Source organism: Saccharothrix sp. (assembly GCF_031180885.1).
Lineage (GTDB): Bacteria > Actinomycetota > Actinomycetes > Mycobacteriales > Pseudonocardiaceae > Actinosynnema.
On record NZ_JAPSLK010000019.1, the window covers coordinates 103,783 to 120,556 of the forward strand.

The 16,774-nt window shown below is 71.4% G+C and carries 19 protein-coding genes and 1 pseudogene; 9 read left to right on the forward strand and 11 right to left on the reverse strand.

Annotation, left to right across the window (positions count from 1 at the left end):
- Positions 1–2 precede the first annotated feature (2 nt).
- Genes RIN75_RS22385 through RIN75_RS22395 form a run of 3 tightly spaced genes read left to right on the forward strand, consistent with a single transcriptional unit; the run spans position 3 to position 1,310 of the window.
- Complete coding sequence (locus RIN75_RS22385) at positions 3–539, forward strand: NUDIX hydrolase (protein ID WP_309113948.1); 537 nt, start codon at positions 3–5, stop codon at positions 537–539.
- Entirely contained in the window at positions 536–1,051 is a 516-nt protein-coding gene (locus RIN75_RS22390; RefSeq protein ID WP_309113949.1) for a GNAT family N-acetyltransferase, read from the forward strand. Before RIN75_RS22385 ends, RIN75_RS22390 begins: the two co-directional genes overlap by 4 nt.
- Positions 1,052–1,076: 25 nt before the next feature.
- Positions 1,077–1,310: a hypothetical protein gene (locus RIN75_RS22395; protein WP_309113950.1), complete on the forward strand. Its 234-nt coding sequence runs from the start codon at positions 1,077–1,079 to the stop codon at positions 1,308–1,310.
- A 1-nt stretch (position 1,311) separates the two neighbouring features.
- Here the strand turns inward: RIN75_RS22395 and RIN75_RS22400 are convergent, their stop codons facing one another.
- Positions 1,312–2,085 (reverse strand): enoyl-CoA hydratase-related protein, encoded by a 774-nt coding sequence (locus tag RIN75_RS22400; RefSeq protein ID WP_309113951.1) that lies wholly within the window; start codon positions 2,083–2,085, stop codon positions 1,312–1,314.
- Positions 2,086–2,141: 56 nt separating this feature from the next.
- Between RIN75_RS22400 and RIN75_RS22405 the strand changes: the two genes are divergently transcribed.
- Positions 2,142–2,948 carry a hypothetical protein gene (locus tag RIN75_RS22405; RefSeq protein WP_309113952.1) on the forward strand — a complete coding sequence of 269 codons (807 nt, stop codon included), beginning with the start codon at positions 2,142–2,144 and terminating at the stop codon, positions 2,946–2,948.
- On the opposite strand, the gene RIN75_RS22410 is transcribed toward RIN75_RS22405, so the two are convergent.
- Positions 2,935–3,885, reverse strand: coding sequence for a helix-turn-helix domain-containing protein (locus RIN75_RS22410; protein ID WP_309113953.1), 951 nt, complete (start codon positions 3,883–3,885; stop codon positions 2,935–2,937). The genes RIN75_RS22405 and RIN75_RS22410 overlap by 14 nt on opposite strands.
- Before the next feature lie 72 nt (positions 3,886–3,957).
- Between RIN75_RS22410 and RIN75_RS22415 the strand changes: the two genes are divergently transcribed.
- The gene (locus tag RIN75_RS22415; protein WP_309113954.1) at positions 3,958–4,485 is read left to right on the forward strand and encodes a cysteine hydrolase family protein; all 528 of its coding nucleotides are present in this window, start codon (positions 3,958–3,960) and stop codon (positions 4,483–4,485) included.
- A gap of 82 nt (positions 4,486–4,567) precedes the next feature.
- Here the strand turns inward: RIN75_RS22415 and RIN75_RS22420 are convergent, their stop codons facing one another.
- On the reverse strand, positions 4,568–6,559 hold the full coding sequence (locus tag RIN75_RS22420) for a protein meaA (RefSeq protein ID WP_309113955.1): 1,992 nt from the start codon (positions 6,557–6,559) through the stop codon (positions 4,568–4,570).
- Between the two features lie 91 nt (positions 6,560–6,650).
- Here RIN75_RS22420 and RIN75_RS22425 point away from each other — a divergent pair, with 91 nt between their 5' ends.
- Positions 6,651–6,956: a hypothetical protein gene (locus tag RIN75_RS22425; RefSeq protein WP_309113956.1), complete on the forward strand. Its 306-nt coding sequence runs from the start codon at positions 6,651–6,653 to the stop codon at positions 6,954–6,956.
- Positions 6,953–8,011 (forward strand): molybdopterin-dependent oxidoreductase, encoded by a 1,059-nt coding sequence (locus tag RIN75_RS22430; protein WP_309113957.1) that lies wholly within the window; start codon positions 6,953–6,955, stop codon positions 8,009–8,011. The genes RIN75_RS22425 and RIN75_RS22430 overlap by 4 nt, the downstream gene beginning before the upstream one ends.
- Here the strand turns inward: RIN75_RS22430 and murA are convergent.
- On the reverse strand, positions 8,001–9,260 hold the full coding sequence (gene murA / locus RIN75_RS22435) for a UDP-N-acetylglucosamine 1-carboxyvinyltransferase (protein ID WP_309113958.1): 1,260 nt from the start codon (positions 9,258–9,260) through the stop codon (positions 8,001–8,003). The genes RIN75_RS22430 and murA overlap by 11 nt on opposite strands.
- A 91-nt stretch (positions 9,261–9,351) precedes the next feature.
- On the opposite strand from murA, the gene RIN75_RS22440 reads away from it, so the two are divergent.
- The gene (locus RIN75_RS22440; protein WP_309113959.1) at positions 9,352–9,924 is read left to right on the forward strand and encodes a cob(I)yrinic acid a,c-diamide adenosyltransferase; all 573 of its coding nucleotides are present in this window, start codon (positions 9,352–9,354) and stop codon (positions 9,922–9,924) included.
- Positions 9,925–9,953: 29 nt separating this feature from the next.
- On the opposite strand, the gene RIN75_RS22445 is transcribed toward RIN75_RS22440, so the two are convergent.
- The 3 genes from RIN75_RS22445 to RIN75_RS22455 all read right to left on the reverse strand — a co-directional run bounded on the left by RIN75_RS22445 (position 9,954) and on the right by RIN75_RS22455 (position 12,080).
- Entirely contained in the window at positions 9,954–10,388 is a 435-nt protein-coding gene (locus RIN75_RS22445; protein ID WP_309113960.1) for a DUF2550 domain-containing protein, read from the reverse strand.
- 22 nt (positions 10,389–10,410) lie between these two features.
- Entirely contained in the window at positions 10,411–10,776 is a 366-nt protein-coding gene (locus RIN75_RS22450) for a F0F1 ATP synthase subunit epsilon (RefSeq protein WP_309113961.1), read from the reverse strand.
- Positions 10,777–10,853: 77 nt separating this feature from the next.
- Positions 10,854–12,080, reverse strand: coding sequence for an aromatic acid/H+ symport family MFS transporter (locus tag RIN75_RS22455; RefSeq protein WP_309113962.1), 1,227 nt, complete (start codon positions 12,078–12,080; stop codon positions 10,854–10,856).
- A gap of 114 nt (positions 12,081–12,194) precedes the next feature.
- Here RIN75_RS22455 and RIN75_RS22460 point away from each other — a divergent pair, with 114 nt between their 5' ends.
- On the forward strand, positions 12,195–12,938 hold the full coding sequence (locus RIN75_RS22460) for an IclR family transcriptional regulator (RefSeq protein ID WP_309113963.1): 744 nt from the start codon (positions 12,195–12,197) through the stop codon (positions 12,936–12,938).
- Positions 12,939–12,947: 9 nt separating this feature from the next.
- Here the strand turns inward: RIN75_RS22460 and RIN75_RS22465 are convergent, their stop codons facing one another.
- From RIN75_RS22465 to RIN75_RS22480, 4 genes and pseudogenes are all read right to left on the reverse strand, one after another.
- Positions 12,948–13,433: a YcxB family protein gene (locus tag RIN75_RS22465; protein ID WP_309113964.1), complete on the reverse strand. Its 486-nt coding sequence runs from the start codon at positions 13,431–13,433 to the stop codon at positions 12,948–12,950.
- 82 nt (positions 13,434–13,515) lie between these two features.
- Positions 13,516–14,952: a F0F1 ATP synthase subunit beta gene (gene atpD, locus RIN75_RS22470; RefSeq protein WP_309113965.1), complete on the reverse strand. Its 1,437-nt coding sequence runs from the start codon at positions 14,950–14,952 to the stop codon at positions 13,516–13,518.
- Complete coding sequence (locus RIN75_RS22475) at positions 14,945–15,880, reverse strand: F0F1 ATP synthase subunit gamma (protein WP_309113966.1); 936 nt, start codon at positions 15,878–15,880, stop codon at positions 14,945–14,947. The genes atpD and RIN75_RS22475 overlap by 8 nt, the downstream gene beginning before the upstream one ends.
- A 7-nt stretch (positions 15,881–15,887) precedes the next feature.
- Positions 15,888–16,774: pseudogene (locus RIN75_RS22480) on the reverse strand (F0F1 ATP synthase subunit alpha); the annotation flags it as partial.

Here is a 16,774-nt window from a genome sequence, read left to right on the forward strand (position 1 = left end):
TCGTGGAAACCCTCGGATCGCGCGAGGTGTACGCGAACCCGTGGATGACGGTCCGCGAGGACCCGATCCGGCGGGCCGACGGCACGACCGGGATCTACGGCGTGGTGGACAAGCCGGACTACGCGCTGGTCATCCCGCTGGACGGGGAGCGGTTGCGGCTGGTCGAGCAGTTCCGCTACCCGCTGGGGATGCGGCGCTGGGAGTTCCCCCAGGGCACCGCGCCGGACGGCACCGAACCGACCCCCCGCGCGCTGGCCGAGCGCGAGCTGCGCGAGGAGACCGGGCTGCGCGCCGGGAAGCTGGTGGAGCTGGGTGTGCTGGACGTCGCGCCGGGCATGTCCAGCCAGCGCGGCCGGGTGTTCCTGGCCACCGAGCTGACCGAGGGCTTCCACGAGCGCGAGCACGAGGAGCAGGACATGCGCTCGGCGTGGTTCCCGCGGGCGGAGTTCGAGGCGATGGTGGCGCGCGGTGACATCACCGACGCCCAGTCGATCGCCGCCTACACCCTGCTCCTGCTGCACGAGCACGCCCAGCCGTGACCGGGGTCGAGGAGCTGCTGTCGGCCGACGTCCTGGCCTGCGCCGACGAGCTGGCGGACGTGCTGCGCGACGCCGTCGAGGGTGGCGCGTCGGTCGGTTTCCTGGCGCCGCTGCCGCACGCGCAGGCCGCGGCGTGGTGGAAGTCCCGGGCGGCGGGCGTGGCGAACGGGGTGCTCGTGGTGTGGGTGGCCCGGGTGGACGGCCGGATCGCCGGCACCGTCCAGGTCGCGCTCACCACCACACCGAACGGGACGCACCGCGCCGAGGTCCTGAAACTGCTGGTGCACCGGGACTTCCGGGGCCGCGGCCTGGGCCGTGAGCTGCTGGCGACGGCGGAGAAGGGCGCGGCGGCGCGCGGCGCGTCCCTGCTGGTGCTGGACACCCAGACCGGCTCCGCCGCCGAGCGCCTGTACCGGGCGGCGGGCTGGACCGAGGCGGGCGTGATCCCGGACTACGCGGCCGACCCGGGCGGGGTGCTGCGGCCGACCACGTTGTTCTACAAGAGGGTCTGACCACCCGCCGACGAACAGCGCGAAGGTGGGCTTCGCGGACGGCACGCCCACGCCCGAGGCGTGCCTCGAAGCCGCCAACACCCGGCCGGTGAGCAGCGAGGAACCGGTCGGCACGGCGTCCAGGATCGTGGCGGGCACCAAGTTGTGCGTGCTCACCGACGAACAGGCCGTGGCTCTGGTGGAGGCCATCGGGCTGCGGCCGCAGACGTCGTCGGGGAGCCCCAGCGTCGACCTCCGGGTCACGCTGTGGCGGAAGTGAGTCAGTCCGTCCAGTTCGCCGGGCGCTTCTCCAGGAACGACGACATGCCCTCCTTGGCCGCCGGGGTCTGGGACGCCGCCGCCATCACCTCCAGGGCGATCGCGTAGGCGTCGGCCTCCGGCCGGTCGAGCTGGGCGTAGATGGTCTGCTTGCCCAACGCCTTGCTCGCCCGACTGCCCCGCGTGGCCCGCCGCATCAGGTCGTCCACCGCCTCGTCCAGCTCCGCCGCCGGGACCACCCGGTTGACCAGGCCCCACTCCGAGGCGGTCCGGGCGTCGACCACGTCACCGGTCAGCGCCATCTCCATCAGGCGCTTGCGGCCGATCGCACGGGCCACCGGCACGGCGGGCGTGTGGCAGAACCAGCCGCCCTTGCCGCCGGGCAGCGCGAACCCGGCCTCCTCGGCGGCCACCGCGAGGTCGCAGGACGCCACCAGCTGGCAGCCGGCCGCCGTCGCCAGGCCGTGCACGCGGGCGATCACCACCTGCGGGATCGATTCGATCGTCGTCATCAGGTCCGTGCACAGGGTCAGCAGCTCGCGCACGCCCTCCAGGTCGCGGGACGCCACGTCGGCGAAGTCGTGGCCCGCCGAGAACACCGGGCCTTCGGCGGCCAGCACCACGCCCACGGCGTCGGTGCCGGCGACCGCGCGGAACGCCGCCAGCAGTTCGGCGAGGTGGTCGTGGGACAGCGAGTTGCGCTTGCTCGCGCGGTCCATCGTGATCCGGACGACGCGGTCCGCCTCTTCGACGCGAATGTGCTGGTACTCGGCCATGTTCCGACCGTAGTCCGCCGTGCAACCACCTGCGCGCGGCGCTCCGTCCTGCAGTCATGAGACGACTGCCCGTGCTCGCGCTGGCCGCGGTCCTGACCGGGTGCGCCGCCGGTCACGACGCGGCCTCCCCCGCCCAGTTGCCCACCGGCGCCGCGCCGGTCGACTTCCCGGTCACCGCGAAGCCCCGGCCGATCGTGCTGCTCGGGTCGCGGGTGGAGGTCGTGGACGGGTACCGGTCCGGCGAGGAGAAGCTGGGCGCGTCCGAGAGCGGCTTCGAGTTCGTCGGCACGCCGCCCGCCACGCCGGAGCCCGCCACCGTCACCCTGCCCGACGGGCCGACCCGACTCGCGTTCCTGCCGGCCGCCGACGCGTTGCAGGCGGTCGCCGCGCCGCCGCGCGGCAAGGGGCAGCAGAACGCGCCCGTGCGGCTGGTGAGCGCCGAGTTCGGCACGGCGGAGTTCACCACGGACCGGGGCCGGTGGCCGTTGCCCGCGTGGCGGTTCACCACCGAGGCGGGCAGCGTCGTGGCCACGCCCGCGCTGTCGCCGGACCTGTTCTGGCGGCTGGGCGAGGTGCAGCCGGCCGTGACGGCCAACGCGAGCGGCGACGGCACGGACCTGACCGTGTCGATGCCCGCGCCGCCCGACCCGTGCCCCGGCGACGAGCCCGCGCGCAACGAGCCCGTGGTGAGCGAGTCGGAGACGTCGGTGACGGTGACCGTGCGGACCATCGGCGAGGTCGGCGACTGCCCGCGCACGCTCGCGCTGAAGCTCGACCCCTACCCGGTGAAGCTGGCCAAACCGCTGGGCAACCGGCTGCTGGTGGACGGGCAGGGCGGGGTCGTGGCGGTCACGACGCGGTAGGGACGCGGAACGTGCGGCGGTAGGCGTCGGGCGCGACCCCGAGTTCGGCGCGCAGCCGCCGCCGCAGGTTCGCGGCCGTGCCCAGCCCGGACCGTTCGGCGACGCGGTCCACCGGCAGGTCCGTGGTCTCCAGGAGGCGTTGGGCGAGCAGGACCCGCTGCTTCTGGAGCCACCGGCCGGGCGTGCTGCCGGTGGCGGCGAGGAACACGCGGTGGAACGTGCGTTCGCTCAGGCCCGCGTGGTCGGCGAGGTCGGCGACGCCGATGTGTTCGGTGAGCCGGTCCACCGCCCAGTCCACCGTGGACGCGATGCCGGCGCGGTCCGGCTGGTGCGGCAGGGGCGGGTCGACGTACTGGCGTTGCCCGCCCTCGCGGGTCGGGGGCATGACGAGGCGGCGGGCGAGGGCGGCGGCGACGTCCGCGCCGTGCGCCCGGCGGACCAGGTGCAGGCACAGGTCCAGCCCGCCGACGACGCCGGCGGAGGTGAGCACGCGGCCTTCGTCGGTGAACAGGACGTCCCGCAGGACGGTGGCGTGCGGCGCGGCGGTTTCGAGGGCGTCGAGCAGGCGCCAGTGGGTGGTCGCCTCGCGACCGTCCAGCAGGCCCGCGGCGGCCAGGGTGAACGCTCCCGAGCACAGCGCGGCGACCGCGCCGTCGAACGCCCCCAGCGCTTTGACAACCGACCGAGGCACCTCCGCGAACGGGTCCACCCGCCCCGGCACCACGACCAGGTCGCAGTCCGCGAGCCCGGACAGCCCGTGCGTGGCCCGGACGTGGCCCACCGGGTGCAGTGCGGTGGGCTTGCGCCCCGGCGCGCACAGGCGCAGCTCGAACGGCCCGATCCCGGCGTCGGACCGGTCCACGCCCCACACCTCGCCGACCACCGAGACGTCGAACGACCGGCTGCCCGGCAGCACCAGCACTCCCACCGTGCGCATGGCAGGAAAGTACCGGATCGCGCCAGTTCTGCCGCTCGTATCTCATCCCGCCGGCGGCGAACACTGAGGGCCATGACGAACACCGCGCTCATCATCGTGGACGTGCAGCAGGGCTTCGACGACCCGGCGTGGGGCCGCCGCAACAACCCGGACGCCGAGGCCAACATCGCCGCCCTGCTGGACGCCTGGGACGGCCCGCTGGTCCTCGTGCGGCACGACTCCACCAAGCCCGGCTCGACCCTGCACCCCGACTCGCCCGGCAACCGCTTCAAGCCCGAACTCGACCGCGCCCAGCCGGACCTGGTGTTCGGCAAGAAGGTCAACTCGGCGTTCCACGGCGAGGTCGACCTGCACGCGTGGCTGACCAACCGGGGCATCACCGACATCGTGCTGGCCGGCATCCAGACCAACATGTGCGTCGAGACCACCGCCCGGGTCGGCGGCAACCTGGGCTACCGGGTGAAGCTGGTCCTGGACGCGACCTTCACGTTCGACCTCGAAGACCTGACCGCGGAACAGCTCTACGAGACGACCGCGACCAACCTGCGCGGCGGCGGTTTCGCCGAGATCGTGTCCACGAAGGACATCACCGGCCGGTGACCCTCGGCGGGCGGCTCCCGGGGGGAACCGCCCGCCGAGTCGTCCGCGCAAGTCGCGGTGAACGCTCGAACTCCGGCCGAAACTACAGGCCGCGGGCCTTGCGGACGACCGAGACGATCTCGTCCATGATCTGGGTCAGCTCGTAGTCCTTGGGCGTGAACACCCGCGCGATGCCGCGGTCGATGAGCTTCGCCGCGTCGTCCGGTGGCACGATGCCGCCCACGATCACCGGCACGTCACCCGCCCCGGCCGCGCGCAGGCCGTCGACCACCGCGGGCACGACCTCCAGGTGCGAACCCGACAGGATCGACAGGCCCACCACGTGCACGTCCTCCTGCACCGCGGCGGCCACGATCTGCGCCGGGGTCAGGCGGATGCCCTGGTAGACCACCTCGAAACCGACGTCACGCGCCCGCACGGCCACCTGCTCGGCACCGTTCGAGTGCCCGTCCAAACCAGGCTTCCCGACGAGGATGCGCAGCCGCTCGCCCAGTTCCTCACCGGTCGCCCGCACCCGATCGCGCACGCGGGCGATCTCCGCACCGGCCTCGCCAGAAGCCGAAGCGGCCGAAACCCCGGTGGGAGCACGGTATTCGCCGAACGTCTCGCGCAGCGCGGACGCCCACTCGCCCGTCGTCACCCCGGCCTTGGCGCACGCGATGGTGGCCTCGACCAGGTTCCGGTCCGTCTTCGCCGCCGCCCGCAGGGCGTCCAAAGTGGACACGACCAGGGCGTTGTCCCGAGAAGCGCGCCAGGCGCGCACCGCCTCCACGGCGTGCTGCTCGACGATCGGGTCGATGGTCTCGATCGCCTGCGCGCCCTCGGCCTGCAACGGGGACGGCTCGGTGGTGGCGAACTTGTTCACGCCCACCACGACGTCCTCGCCCGCCTCGATCCGCCGCCGCCGCTCGGCCAGCGACGACACCAGCTGCGACTTCATGTACCCGGACTCGACGGCCGCGACGGCACCGCCCATCGCCTGGACGCGGTCGATCTCCTCGCGCGCCCCGGCCACGATCTCCGCCACCTTGGCCTCGATCACGTGCGACCCGGCGAAGATGTCCTCGTACTCCAGCAGGTCCGTCTCGTACGCCAGCACCTGCTGCATGCGCAGCGCCCACTGCTGGTCCCACGGCCGCGGCAGGCCCAGGGCCTCGTTCCACGCGGGCAACTGGATCGCGCGGGCGCGGGCGTCGCGGGACAGGGTCACCGCGAGCATCTCCAGCACGATCCGCTGGACGTTGTTCTCCGGCTGCGCCTCGGTCAGCCCCAGCGAGTTGACCTGCACGCCGTAGCGGAACCGGCGGTGCTTGGGGTTCTCGATGCCGTACCGGTCGCGGGTGATCTCGTCCCACAGCTGGACGAACGCCCGCATCTTGGCCATCTCCTCGATGAACCGCACACCGGCGTTCACGAAGAACGAGATGCGCGCGACGACCTCGCCGCGCCGCTCCTCGGGCACCTGGCCGGAGTCGAACACCGAGTCCAGCACGGCGATCGCGGTCGACATCGAGTACGCGATCTCCTGCGCCGGCGTCGCGCCGACCTCTTGGAGGTGGTACGAGCAGATGTTGATCGGGTTCCACTTCGGCACGTTCGCCACGGTCCACGCGACCATGTCGGTGATCAGCCGCAGGCTCGGCCCGGGCGGGAACACGTACGTGCCGCGGGACAGGTACTCCTTGATGATGTCGTTCTGCGTCGTGCCGGCCAGGGCCGCGCGGTCCGCGCCCTGCTCCTCGGCGACGCTGACGTACAGCGCGAGCAGCCACATGGCGGTCGCGTTGATGGTCATCGAGGTGTTGGCCTCGCCCAGCGGGATCTGGTCGAACAGCGCCCGCATGTCCCCGATGTGGCTGATCGGCACGCCGACCTTGCCGACCTCGCCCTTGGCGAGTTCGTCGTCGGGGTCGTAACCGGTCTGGGTGGGCAGGTCGAAGGCCACGGACAGACCGGTCTGCCCCTTGGCCAGGTTGCGGCGGTAGAGCGCGTTGGACGCGGTCGCGCTGGAGTGCCCCGCGTAAGTCCGCATCACCCACGGGCGGTCGCGCTCACGGTCGGCCGGATACGGCACGGCAACCTCCTACGACGTTGTTCTCCGTAGCGTACTGACGAGTAACCCCCGCCGCGCGTGGCGTTGCCCACTGAATCGAGCACGGAGGACCATGGGCACCGTGACCGCGCTCACCCAGACGTTGTTGCTGCTCGTGGTCTTCGCGGCGCTCGCCCTGCTGCTGCGGTGGGCGTTCGGGAACGACCGGCGCGGCGTGCCCGACCACACCGGCGACGACTTCGGGCTCCTGGTGGAGGTGGCGGTCCTGCCGACCGCCGAGGCGGCCGAGGTGCTGGCCAACCGGTTGCGCGGCGCGGGGATCAGGGTGACCGTGGTGCTCCGGAACGCCGGACACCGCCTGCTGGTCTTCCCCGCCGACGTGCCCGACGCCAAGCTGCTGCTGAAGGGGTCGCCATGACGATCGGCCTGTCCCGCGTCGCAGGCGTCGACGAGGACATCTCGCTCGACGAACTCCGGCTCGCCGCCCGCAACCACGGGCTGCCCCTGGAAGCGCTGCGCTACGACGTGACCCCGGAGGGCTTGCACTACCTGCTGATCCACTACGACATCCCGTTCGTCGACGCGGACACGTGGCGCTTGGACGTCCTGGGCCGGCAGTACTCGCTCGACGACCTGAAAGCGCTGCCCGCCGTGACCGCCCGAGTAACCCTGGAGTGCGCCGGCAACGGCCGGGCGAAACTGTTCCCGCGCCCGGTGAGCCAGCCGTGGCTGGACGAGGCGGTCGGCTGCGCAGAGTGGACCGGGACACCCCTCGCGCCGCTGCTCGCCGACCTGCCCCCGGACACCGTGGACGTCGTGTTCACCGGCGCGGACCACGGCCTGGACCGGGGCGTCGAGCAGGACTACCAGCGGGCGCTGCCGGTCGCGGAGGCGCTGCGCGAGGACGTCCTGCTGGTCTACGCGATGAACGGCCGCCCGCTGCTGCCCCAGCACGGCTTCCCCGTGCGGCTGCTGGTCCCCGGCTGGTACGGCATGGCCCACGTGAAGTGGCTGTGCTCGGTGACCGCGCTGAACACCCCGTTCCAGGGCTTCCAGCAGGCCGTGGCGTACCGGGTCAAGCAGGACGCCGACGAGGACGGCGTGCCGGTGACCCGCATCCTGCCCAAGGCCCTGCTCGCCCCGCCGGGCTTCCCCGACTTCATGACCCGCCGCCGGTTCGTCGAGACCGGTCCGGTCCGGCTGCACGGCCGCGCGTGGTGCGGGTTCGCGCCCGTCGCCCGCGTCGAGGTCGGCATCGACGGCGTGTGGCACGAGGCGAAGCTGGACCCGCCCACCGACCCCTACGCGTGGCGGCGGTTCGAGCACCTGTGGGAGGCGACCCCGGGCGAGCACGAGCTGAGCGTCCGCGCCACCGACGCCGAGGGCCGCACCCAGCCCGTCGAGCAGCCGTGGAACCGCCAGGGCATGGCCAACAACATGGCCCAGCGCCTGGCGGTGACGGTCAGGCCGTGACCCGCTCCACGGTCGCGCCGAGCTTGCGCAGGTTCTCCACGAAGCCGGGGTAGCCGCGCTCGATGTGGAAGATCTCGTACACCTCGGTCACGCCGTCCGCGCACAGCCCGGCCAGCACCAGCCCCGCGCCCGCGCGGATGTCGGAGGCCCACACCGGCGCGCTGGACAGCTTCTCCACCCCGCGCACGACCGCGTGGTGGCCGTCCGTGCGCGCGTCGGCCCCGAGCCGAACCATCTCCTCGATGAACCGGAACCGGGCCTCGAACAGGTTCTCGGTGATCATCGACGTGCCCTCGGACACCGACGACAGCGCGATCGCGAACGGCTGGAGGTCGGTCGCGAACCCGGGGTAGGGCAGCGTCACGAAGTCCACCGACTGCGGCCGGTCCTGCTGCACCACGCGGAACCCGTCGGAGTCGAACGTGGTGACCTCCGCGCCCGCCATCCGCAGCTTCTCCAGCACCAGGTCCAGGTGGTGCGGGTTCACGCCGCGCACGGTGATGTCACCCCGGGTCATCGCGGCGGCGAACGCCCAGGTCGCGCCGACGATCCGGTCACCGATGACGCGGTGCTCGGTCGGCTGGAGCGACTCCACGCCGTGCACGGTCAGCGTCGAGGTCCCGGCGCCCTCGATCTTGGCGCCCATCTGCTGGAGCATCACGCAGATGTCGACGATCTCCGGCTCGCGGGCCGCGTTGTCGATGACCGTGGTGCCGTTCGCCAGCACCGCCGCCATCAGGATGTTCTCGGTGGCGCCGACGCTGGGGAAGTCCAGCCAGATCTGCGCCCCGTGCAGGCCCTCGGCCTCGGCGACCACGCACCCGTGCTCGATCTCGCTGTGCGCCCCGAGCTTGCGCAGCCCGCTCTGGTGCATGTCCAGCGGCCGCGACCCGATCGCGTCCCCACCGGGCAGCGCGACCACCGCGCGCTTGCACCGGCCGACCAGCGGCCCGAGCACGCACACGGAGGCGCGGAGCTTGCCCATCGCCTCGGAGTCGGCCCGGTGGTTGAGCTCCTTGGGCGTGGTGATGGTGGCGACGTCGCCGGACAGCGTCACCTCGCAGCCGAGGCTGCGCAGGACGTCGGCCATCAGCGGCACGTCCAGGATCTCGGGGCAGTTGGTGATGGTGGTCGTGCCCTCGGCCAGCAGCGCCGCCGCCATCAGCTTCAGCACGCTGTTCTTGGCACCGACGACGTCGACCTCGCCGACCAGCCGCGCACCGCCCTGGACCCGGAAGTGTTCGCTCACCAAGGAAACTCCTCATCCGGTTGTCGTTGCGCCGCAATCGTACGGATGCACTGAATCAAGCCAGTGCCCGGAGCCCCTTACAGTGCAGGGCATGGCGGTTCACCTCACCAGGATCTACACCCGCGTGGGCGACGACGGCACCACGGGCCTCGGCGACTTCTCCCGGGTGCCGAAGACCTCGCCCCGCATCACCGCGTACGCGGACTGCGACGAGACCAACGCGGCTTTGGGCGTGGCCCTGGCCCTGGGCTCCCTCGCGGAGGACGTCGCGGGGGTGGTGCGGAAGGTCCAGAACGACCTGTTCGACGTGGGCGCGGACCTGTGCACCCCGATCGTCGAGAACCCGAAGTACCCGCCGTTGCGGATCACCCAGGCTTATGTGGACCGACTGGAGGGCTGGTGTGACGAGTACAACAGCCGGGTGGGCAAGCTGGAGTCGTTCATCCTGAACGGCGGCACTCCGGGGGCGGCGCTGCTGCACCAGGCGCGGACCATCGCGCGGCGGGCGGAACGGTCGACTTGGGCGCTGATCGAGGTCGAGCCGGAGGTGACGAACGTCCTGGCGGCCAAGTACCTGAACCGGCTGTCCGACCTGCTGTTCATCCTGGCCCGGGTCGCCAACCCGGACGGCGACGTCCTCTGGCAGCCCGGCGGCAACGCGTAGCGCGCTTCCCCCTGGGCCTCCAGACGCTCTCAGGAGGCCCAGGGGATGGAGCGGCCGGGAGGGGCGGACTCCAGCCACGACAGGAAACCCGTGAGGGCGTCCGGCCCCATGGCGATCTCCACCGCCTCGCCCTTCGCCCCGCTGCAACGCAACACGACCGCGCCCTGAGGCATCGCATATGCCTCGGACGCGGTCGGTTCACGTCGGTCGTCGATCTCGAACCCGGCCCGGTAGATGACCCGGTCCGGACCCGTGCGCAGGCTCAGCGCACGGGACCACACGAACTCGTCGCCCCGGTAGTGCCCCACACCCAGGTGCCAGCCCCGGCCCCCGCCGTCCAGACGGGTCCTCAGGGCCACGTGCACGCCACCGGCGCGCAGCAGGCGGACGCGGCGCCACGCGAGGTACGCGAGGACCACCACCGCGACGAACAGGACCACCCCGACGACTTCGGCGATCCCCACGGCGCTCGTCCGCTCGTCCGCGTCAGGCCGAGTGACCCGCGGCGCGCAGCCGCGCGAGTGCCCTGGCCCGCTCCACCTCGTCCGCGTTCCCGAGCGCCGACCGGGCCTCTTCCACGTCGATCTCGTGGGCCAGCTCGGCGGCCTCGGCGAGGATGCTCACGCCGGCGCCGGTCACGGACAGGAAGCCGCCGTGCACGGCCGCGGTCACCAGTTCGCCCTCGACGGTCCGGATCCGCACCACGCCGCCCTCGACCAGCTGGCCCAGCACGGGCTCGTGGCCGGGCAGGATGCCGATCTCGCCCTCGGTCGTCTGCGCGACCACCGAGGTGGCCGTCCCGGACCACAGGCGGCGTTCCACGGCGACCAACTGGACGGTCATCTCGGCCACGGGCATCTCCCTTGTCTGGCACTGGAGTCGTGTGCAGTCTAAACGGTCGCCCGAACGGCCCGCCGCCCCAGCCACCCTCAGCGCTGCTCTGCGTGTGGTACCACCCGCCTGGCGGTCACCCCGACGGCGGTCACCGCGATTGCGCCCAGGGCCGCGACCAAGGCGAACACGTAGAAACCCCACGGGTGGGCGACACCGGCAGTGAGCATCGCGCCACCCACCAGTGGACCGCAGATGGCCCCGATCCGACCAACGCCGGCCGTCCACCCCAGACCGGTGGCCCGGTTCGCGTCCGAGTACGTCCGGCCCACGTACGCGTACACCAGCACCTGAGCGCTGAACACGAAGCACCCCGCCACCAGCACCACCGCGTACACGCCCACGCCGGGCAGCTTCACGCTCAGCAGCGCCAGCGCCACCGCGGACGCCCCGAACCACACCAGGACCGCCGGCCGCACCCCGATCCGGTCCGCGACCGACCCCGCCACCACCAGCCCGACGACCGCGCCCACGTTCAACGTCAACAACAGCCCCAGCGCCGTGCCCAGCGGGTAGCCGGCCGCGCGCATGATCTGCGGCAGCCACGTGTTCAGCCCGTACACCAGCAGCAGCCCCATGAAGGACGCCACCCAGAACGCCACCGTGGACCGCGCCAACCCGCCCCGGAACAGCGACCCGACCACGTCCTTCACCGACGCGCCCCGGTCCACCCGCGAGTCCGCGGCCCGCACGGCCACGAACACCCGCGACTCGGGCAGGCGGCGGACCATCAGCGGCACCAGCACCAGCGCGGGCGCCGCGCCGATCACGAACAGCGCCCGCCACCCCCACCCCGGGATGACCACGATGCCCAGCAGCGCCGTCGCCACCGCGCCCACGTGGTAGCCGGTCATGATCCACGTCGTGGCCCGGCCCCGCCGGTCGGCCGGCGCGAACTCGTCGACCAGGGCGATCGCGGTCGGCAGGCACCCGCCGAGCCCCAGCCCGGCCAGGAACCGCAACAACCCGAACACGAACGCCGAGGGCGCGAACGCGCACAGCAGCGTGCACAGCGAGAAGCTCGCCACGGCCAGGATGAGCGCCTTGCGGCGGCCGATCACGTCCGTGACCGTCCCGATGGCCAGCGCGCCCACCATCATCCCGACGAGCCCGACCGTCGAGACCACGCTCGCGCTGCCCGGGGTCAACCCCCACACCCCGTCCTGCAGCAGCACCGGCAGCACCGTGCCCAGCACGACCAGGTCGAACCCGTCCAGCAGCACCGCCGACCAGCTCAGCGGGAGCACCCAGCGCCCAGCAGACATGACACCTCCGCGTGTCCCGAGTGGACCCCGGCGGCCCGAACTCGTGGGCGACAGCGTGAGGTCTGTCACCGAACACGGCCCAGGTCCGTTTCCGGTGAGTGGAAGACTGGGATCGTGTCGGTTCCCGTCTCCCTCCTCGGCCGGGCGTTCACGCTGCTGGCCGTGTTCACCGCCGACCGGCCCTGCGCGACGCTGTCCGAGCTGAGCCGCCACTCCGGCCTGCCGCTGAGCACGACCCACCGCCTGGTCAAGGACCTGCTCGCGCACCGGGCGCTGGAACGGGACGCCGATGGTCGCTTCTGGATCGGGCTGCGGCTGTACGAGCTGGGTGCCCTGTCCCCGGGTGCGCTGGACCTGCGGGAGCGCGCGCTGCCGTACCTGGAGGACCTGTTCGAGGTCACCCGGCACAACGTGCAACTGGCCGTGCGGGACGGACTGGAGGTCGTCTACGTGGAACGGCTGTCCGCTGTGGACGCCGTGAGCATCCTGACCCGCATGGGCTCGCGGATGCCGCTGCACGCCACCGGCGTCGGCCTGGTCCTGCTGGCCTTCGCCCCGCACGAGGTCCAGGAGGAAGCCCTGGCCGCGCCGCTGAAGCGGTTCACCACGCACACCATCAGCACGCCGAAGGCCCTGCGCTCGGCACTGGCCACCGTCCGCCGCGACGGCTACGCCATCTCCGACCGCCAGATCGAGCCCATCACGTACTCGGTCGCGGCCCCGGTCCGGAACTCCTCCGGCGACGTGGTGGCCGCGGTCTCAGTCGTGGTCCCCGTGGAGACCCGCACGGACACCGTTCTCCCGGCCGTACGGGCTTGTGGCCGCGCCATCTCCCGCGCGATGGGCTGGCGCTCCTGAGCGGCGCTCCTAAGCGGCCACCGGAGGCTTCCTACGCGCCAGCAGGGCCGTGAACTCGGCCAACTGCTCAGGGTTCATCGCGCTCTTGGGCACGGCCGTCGCCTGGATCTTGCCGAGCATCAGCATCCACGCGTCGGGCGTCTCCACGACCTTCTCCATCGCCTCCCACCGGATGCGCGACTGGAAGGCCGGGTAGGAGAACGACACCCACTCCTCGTCCGCGTCCAACCGGAAGTCGGCCTTGATCCCGGACCACTGCTGCTTGATGGTCGAGCCGACCATCATCGGCTTGACCACGAACGCGCAGAACACCCCGGCCACGACCATGGGCGCCCACAGCACGTACCGCGACACGTCCAGCGCCGCCATCAGCACGCCCAGCACCACCAGCGCGATCCCCACCGGCCGGAACCGCTTCACGTGCGGCTGGAGGATGTACTCGACGGTCCGTCGCAGCAGGGTTTCGTCGTAGGGCACGAGGACGTGCGAATTCATGGTGAAGATCTTACGAACCACCCGACAAGGCGGAGAGGCCCGCCCCACAACGGGACGGGCCTCTCCGAACGAACAGCCGGACTTACTTGCCGGCCAGCTTCTTCGCGTTCTCCTCGACGTCGTTCAAGCCACCGCAGGAGAAGAAGGCCTGCTCCGGGTAGTGGTCGAACTCGCCCTTGCAGACGCGGTCGAAGGCCTCGACGGTCTCCTTGATCGGCACGAAGGAGCCCGGCTGGGAGGTGAACTTCTCCGCGACGAAGAAGTTCTGGCCCAGGAAGCGCTCCAGGCGACGGGCGCGGCCGACGAGGACCTTGTCCTCTTCGGACAGCTCGTCCATGCCGAGGATGGCGATGATGTCCTGCAGTTCCTTGTACTTCTGCAGGATCCGCTTGACCTCCTGCGCGACCCGGTAGTGCTCCTCGCCGACGATCGACGGCTCGAGGATCCGGGACGAGGACGACAGCGGGTCCACCGCCGGGTAGATGCCCTTCTGGGAGATCGGACGGGAAAGCTCCGTCGTCGCGTCCAGGTGGGCGAAGGTGGTCGCCGGGGCGGGGTCGGTGTAGTCGTCCGCGGGCACGTAGATGGCCTGCAGCGAGGTGATCGACTTGCCGCGGGTCGAGGTGATGCGCTCCTGCAGCTCACCCATCTCGTCGGCCAGCGTCGGCTGGTAACCCACGGCCGAAGGCATGCGGCCCAGCAGGGTCGACACCTCGGAACCGGCCTGGGTGAACCGGAAGATGTTGTCGATGAACAGCAGCACGTCCTGGTTCTGGACGTCGCGGAAGTACTCGGCCATGGTCAGCGCCGACAGGGCCACGCGCATACGCGTGCCCGGCGGCTCGTCCATCTGACCGAACACCAGCGCGGTGTCCCCGAGGACCTCCATCTCCTCCATCTCCAGGAGGAGGTCGGTGCCCTCACGGGTGCGCTCGCCGACGCCGGCGAACACCGACGTGCCGGAGAACTCGCGGGCGATACGGGTGATCATCTCCTGGATGAGCACCGTCTTGCCCACGCCCGCGCCGCCGAACAGGCCGATCTTGCCGCCCTTGACGTACGGGGTCAGCAGGTCGATGACCTTGATGCCCGTCTCCAGGATCTCGGTCTTGCCCTCGAGCTGGTCGAAGGACGGCGCCTTGCGGTGGATCTCCCACTGCTCGCCGTCGCGACCCAGGCCCGGCTGGTCGAGGCAGTCGCCCAGCGCGTTGAACACGTGGCCCTTGACGACGTCGCCGACCGGCACCCTGATGGCCTTGCCGGTGTCGGTCACGGTCGCGCCGCGGACCAGGCCGTCGGTGGGCTGCATCGAGATGCAGCGGACCAGGTTGTCGCCCAGGTGCTGGGCGACCTCCAGGGTCAGCGTCTTGGCCACGGCTTCGTAGGTGATCTCCACGTGCAGGGCGTTGAACAGCTCCGGCACCGCGTCGCGCGGGAACTCCACGTCGACGACGGCACCGATCACCCGGACCACACGGCCGGTGCGGGTGGTGGTGGCAGTAGCACTCATGTCACTCATCACTTCCTGCGCCACCGGTAAGCGCGGAGGCGCCACCGACGATCTCGCTGATCTCCTGGGTGATCTGGGCCTGGCGGGCCGCGTTGGCCTGGCGGCTCAGGTTGCGCACCAGCTCGGTGGCGTTGTCCGTCGCCGCCTTCATCGCGGTCCGCCGGGCCGCCGACTCGGACGCCGCCGCGTCGAGCAGTGCCGAGAACAGCCGGGTCTTCACGTACTTGGGGAGCAGCGCGCCGAGCAGCGTCTCCGCGTTCGGCTCGAACGAGTACACCGACTGCAGCTTCGCGGGGGTGGGGTCGTACTCGACCTCCATCGGCGCGATGCGCTTGGCGACCGGCTGCTGGCTCAGCATCGACTTGAACTCGGTGTAGACGACGTGCAGCTCGTCCACGCCGAGCACGCCGTCCGGGCCGGGCGTGTCGCCGTCGTCGTCACTGCCCGCGACGAACGCCTTGACCAGCACGTCGCCCGCCTCGGAGGCGTTCACGTAGTGCGGGAGCTGCGAGAACCCGGTCCACTCGTCGGCGATCTCCCGCCGGCGGAACCGGTAGTAGCCCACGCCCTTGCGCCCGATGACGTAGAGCACCGGCTCCTTGCCCTCGGACCGCAGCAGCGCGAACAGCTCCTCGGCCGCCTTGAGCACGTTGGCGTTGTAGCCGCCGCACATGCCCTTGTCGCTGGTCACGACCAGGACGCCGGCCCGCTTCGGGGCCTTGCGCTCGGTCAGCAGCGGGTGGTCGAGGTTGGCCGACGCGGTGGCCAGCGCGGACAGCACGCCGGTGATCTCCTCCGCGTACGGCCGCGACGCCGCCACCCGCGCCTGGGCCTTGGCCAGGCGCGAGGTGGCGATCAGCTCGTACGCCTTGGTGATCTTCTTGGTCGAGTTGACCGTGCGGATCCGCTGGCGCAGCTCTCGAATCTGTGCCGCCATGCCTACGTCACTTCTCGGCCGGGGCGGGTCGGTTCACCTTGACCGACTCGTGCCCGACCTTGTCGGCGTCCATCGCCTCAGCCGGGGCCTCGTTGACCACCGGGGCGCCGTTCGAGGCGGTGAACTGCTGCTTGAACGCGTTGACAGCGTCCACGATGCCCTTTTCGGTGTCCTCGGACAACGTCTTGGACTCGCGGATGCTGGAGAGGATCACGTCGTGGTTGCGGCGGACGTGCTCCAGGAACTCGCCCTCGAAGCGGCGGACGTCGCCCACCGGGACGGAGTCGAGGTGGCCCTTCGTGCCCAGGTAGATGGACACGACCTGCTCCTCGACCGGCACCGGCGAGTACTGGCCCTGCTTGAGCAGCTCGACCAGGCGCGCGCCGCGCTCCAGCTGGGCGCGGGAGGCCGCGTCCAGGTCGGAGGCGAACGCGGAGAACGCCTCCAGCTCGCGGTACTGCGAGAGGTCGAGGCGCAGGGAGCCGGACACCGTCTTCATGGCCTTGATCTGCGCCGCGCCACCGACGCGGGAGACCGAGATACCGACGTTGACGGCCGGGCGGACACCGGCGTTGAACAGGTCCGACTCCAGGAAGCACTGGCCGTCGGTGATCGAGATGACGTTGGTCGGGATGTACGCCGACACGTCGTTGGCCTTGGTCTCGATGATCGGCAGACCGGTCATCGAGCCGCCGCCCATGTCGTCGGACAGCTTCGCGCAGCGCTCGAGCAGGCGCGAGTGCAAGTAGAAGACGTCGCCCGGGTAGGCCTCGCGGCCCGGCGGGCGGCGCAGCAGCAGCGAGATGGCGCGGTACGCCTCGGCCTGCTTGGTCAGGTCGTCGAAGATGATCAGGACGTGCTTGCCCTGGTACATCCAGTGCTGGCCGATGGCCG

Bases quoted from the DNA above. Each gene is read 5' to 3' on its own strand.
- RIN75_RS22400 (WP_309113951.1), bottom strand. From the start codon at position 2,085: ATGGCCGAGTACCAGCACATTCGCGTCGAAGAGGCGGACCGCGTCGTC.
- RIN75_RS22405 (WP_309113952.1), top strand. From the start codon at position 2,142: ATGAGACGACTGCCCGTGCTCGCGCTGGCCGCGGTCCTGACCGGGTGC.
- RIN75_RS22410 (WP_309113953.1), bottom strand. From the start codon at position 3,885: ATGCGCACGGTGGGAGTGCTGGTGCTGCCGGGCAGCCGGTCGTTCGAC.
- RIN75_RS22415 (WP_309113954.1), top strand. From the start codon at position 3,958: ATGACGAACACCGCGCTCATCATCGTGGACGTGCAGCAGGGCTTCGAC.
- RIN75_RS22425 (WP_309113956.1), top strand. From the start codon at position 6,651: ATGGGCACCGTGACCGCGCTCACCCAGACGTTGTTGCTGCTCGTGGTC.
- RIN75_RS22430 (WP_309113957.1), top strand. From the start codon at position 6,953: ATGACGATCGGCCTGTCCCGCGTCGCAGGCGTCGACGAGGACATCTCG.
- RIN75_RS22440 (WP_309113959.1), top strand. From the start codon at position 9,352: ATGGCGGTTCACCTCACCAGGATCTACACCCGCGTGGGCGACGACGGC.
- RIN75_RS22455 (WP_309113962.1), bottom strand. From the start codon at position 12,080: ATGTCTGCTGGGCGCTGGGTGCTCCCGCTGAGCTGGTCGGCGGTGCTG.
- RIN75_RS22465 (WP_309113964.1), bottom strand. From the start codon at position 13,433: ATGAATTCGCACGTCCTCGTGCCCTACGACGAAACCCTGCTGCGACGG.
- atpD (WP_309113965.1), bottom strand. From the start codon at position 14,952: ATGAGTGACATGAGTGCTACTGCCACCACCACCCGCACCGGCCGTGTG.
- RIN75_RS22475 (WP_309113966.1), bottom strand. From the start codon at position 15,880: ATGGCGGCACAGATTCGAGAGCTGCGCCAGCGGATCCGCACGGTCAAC.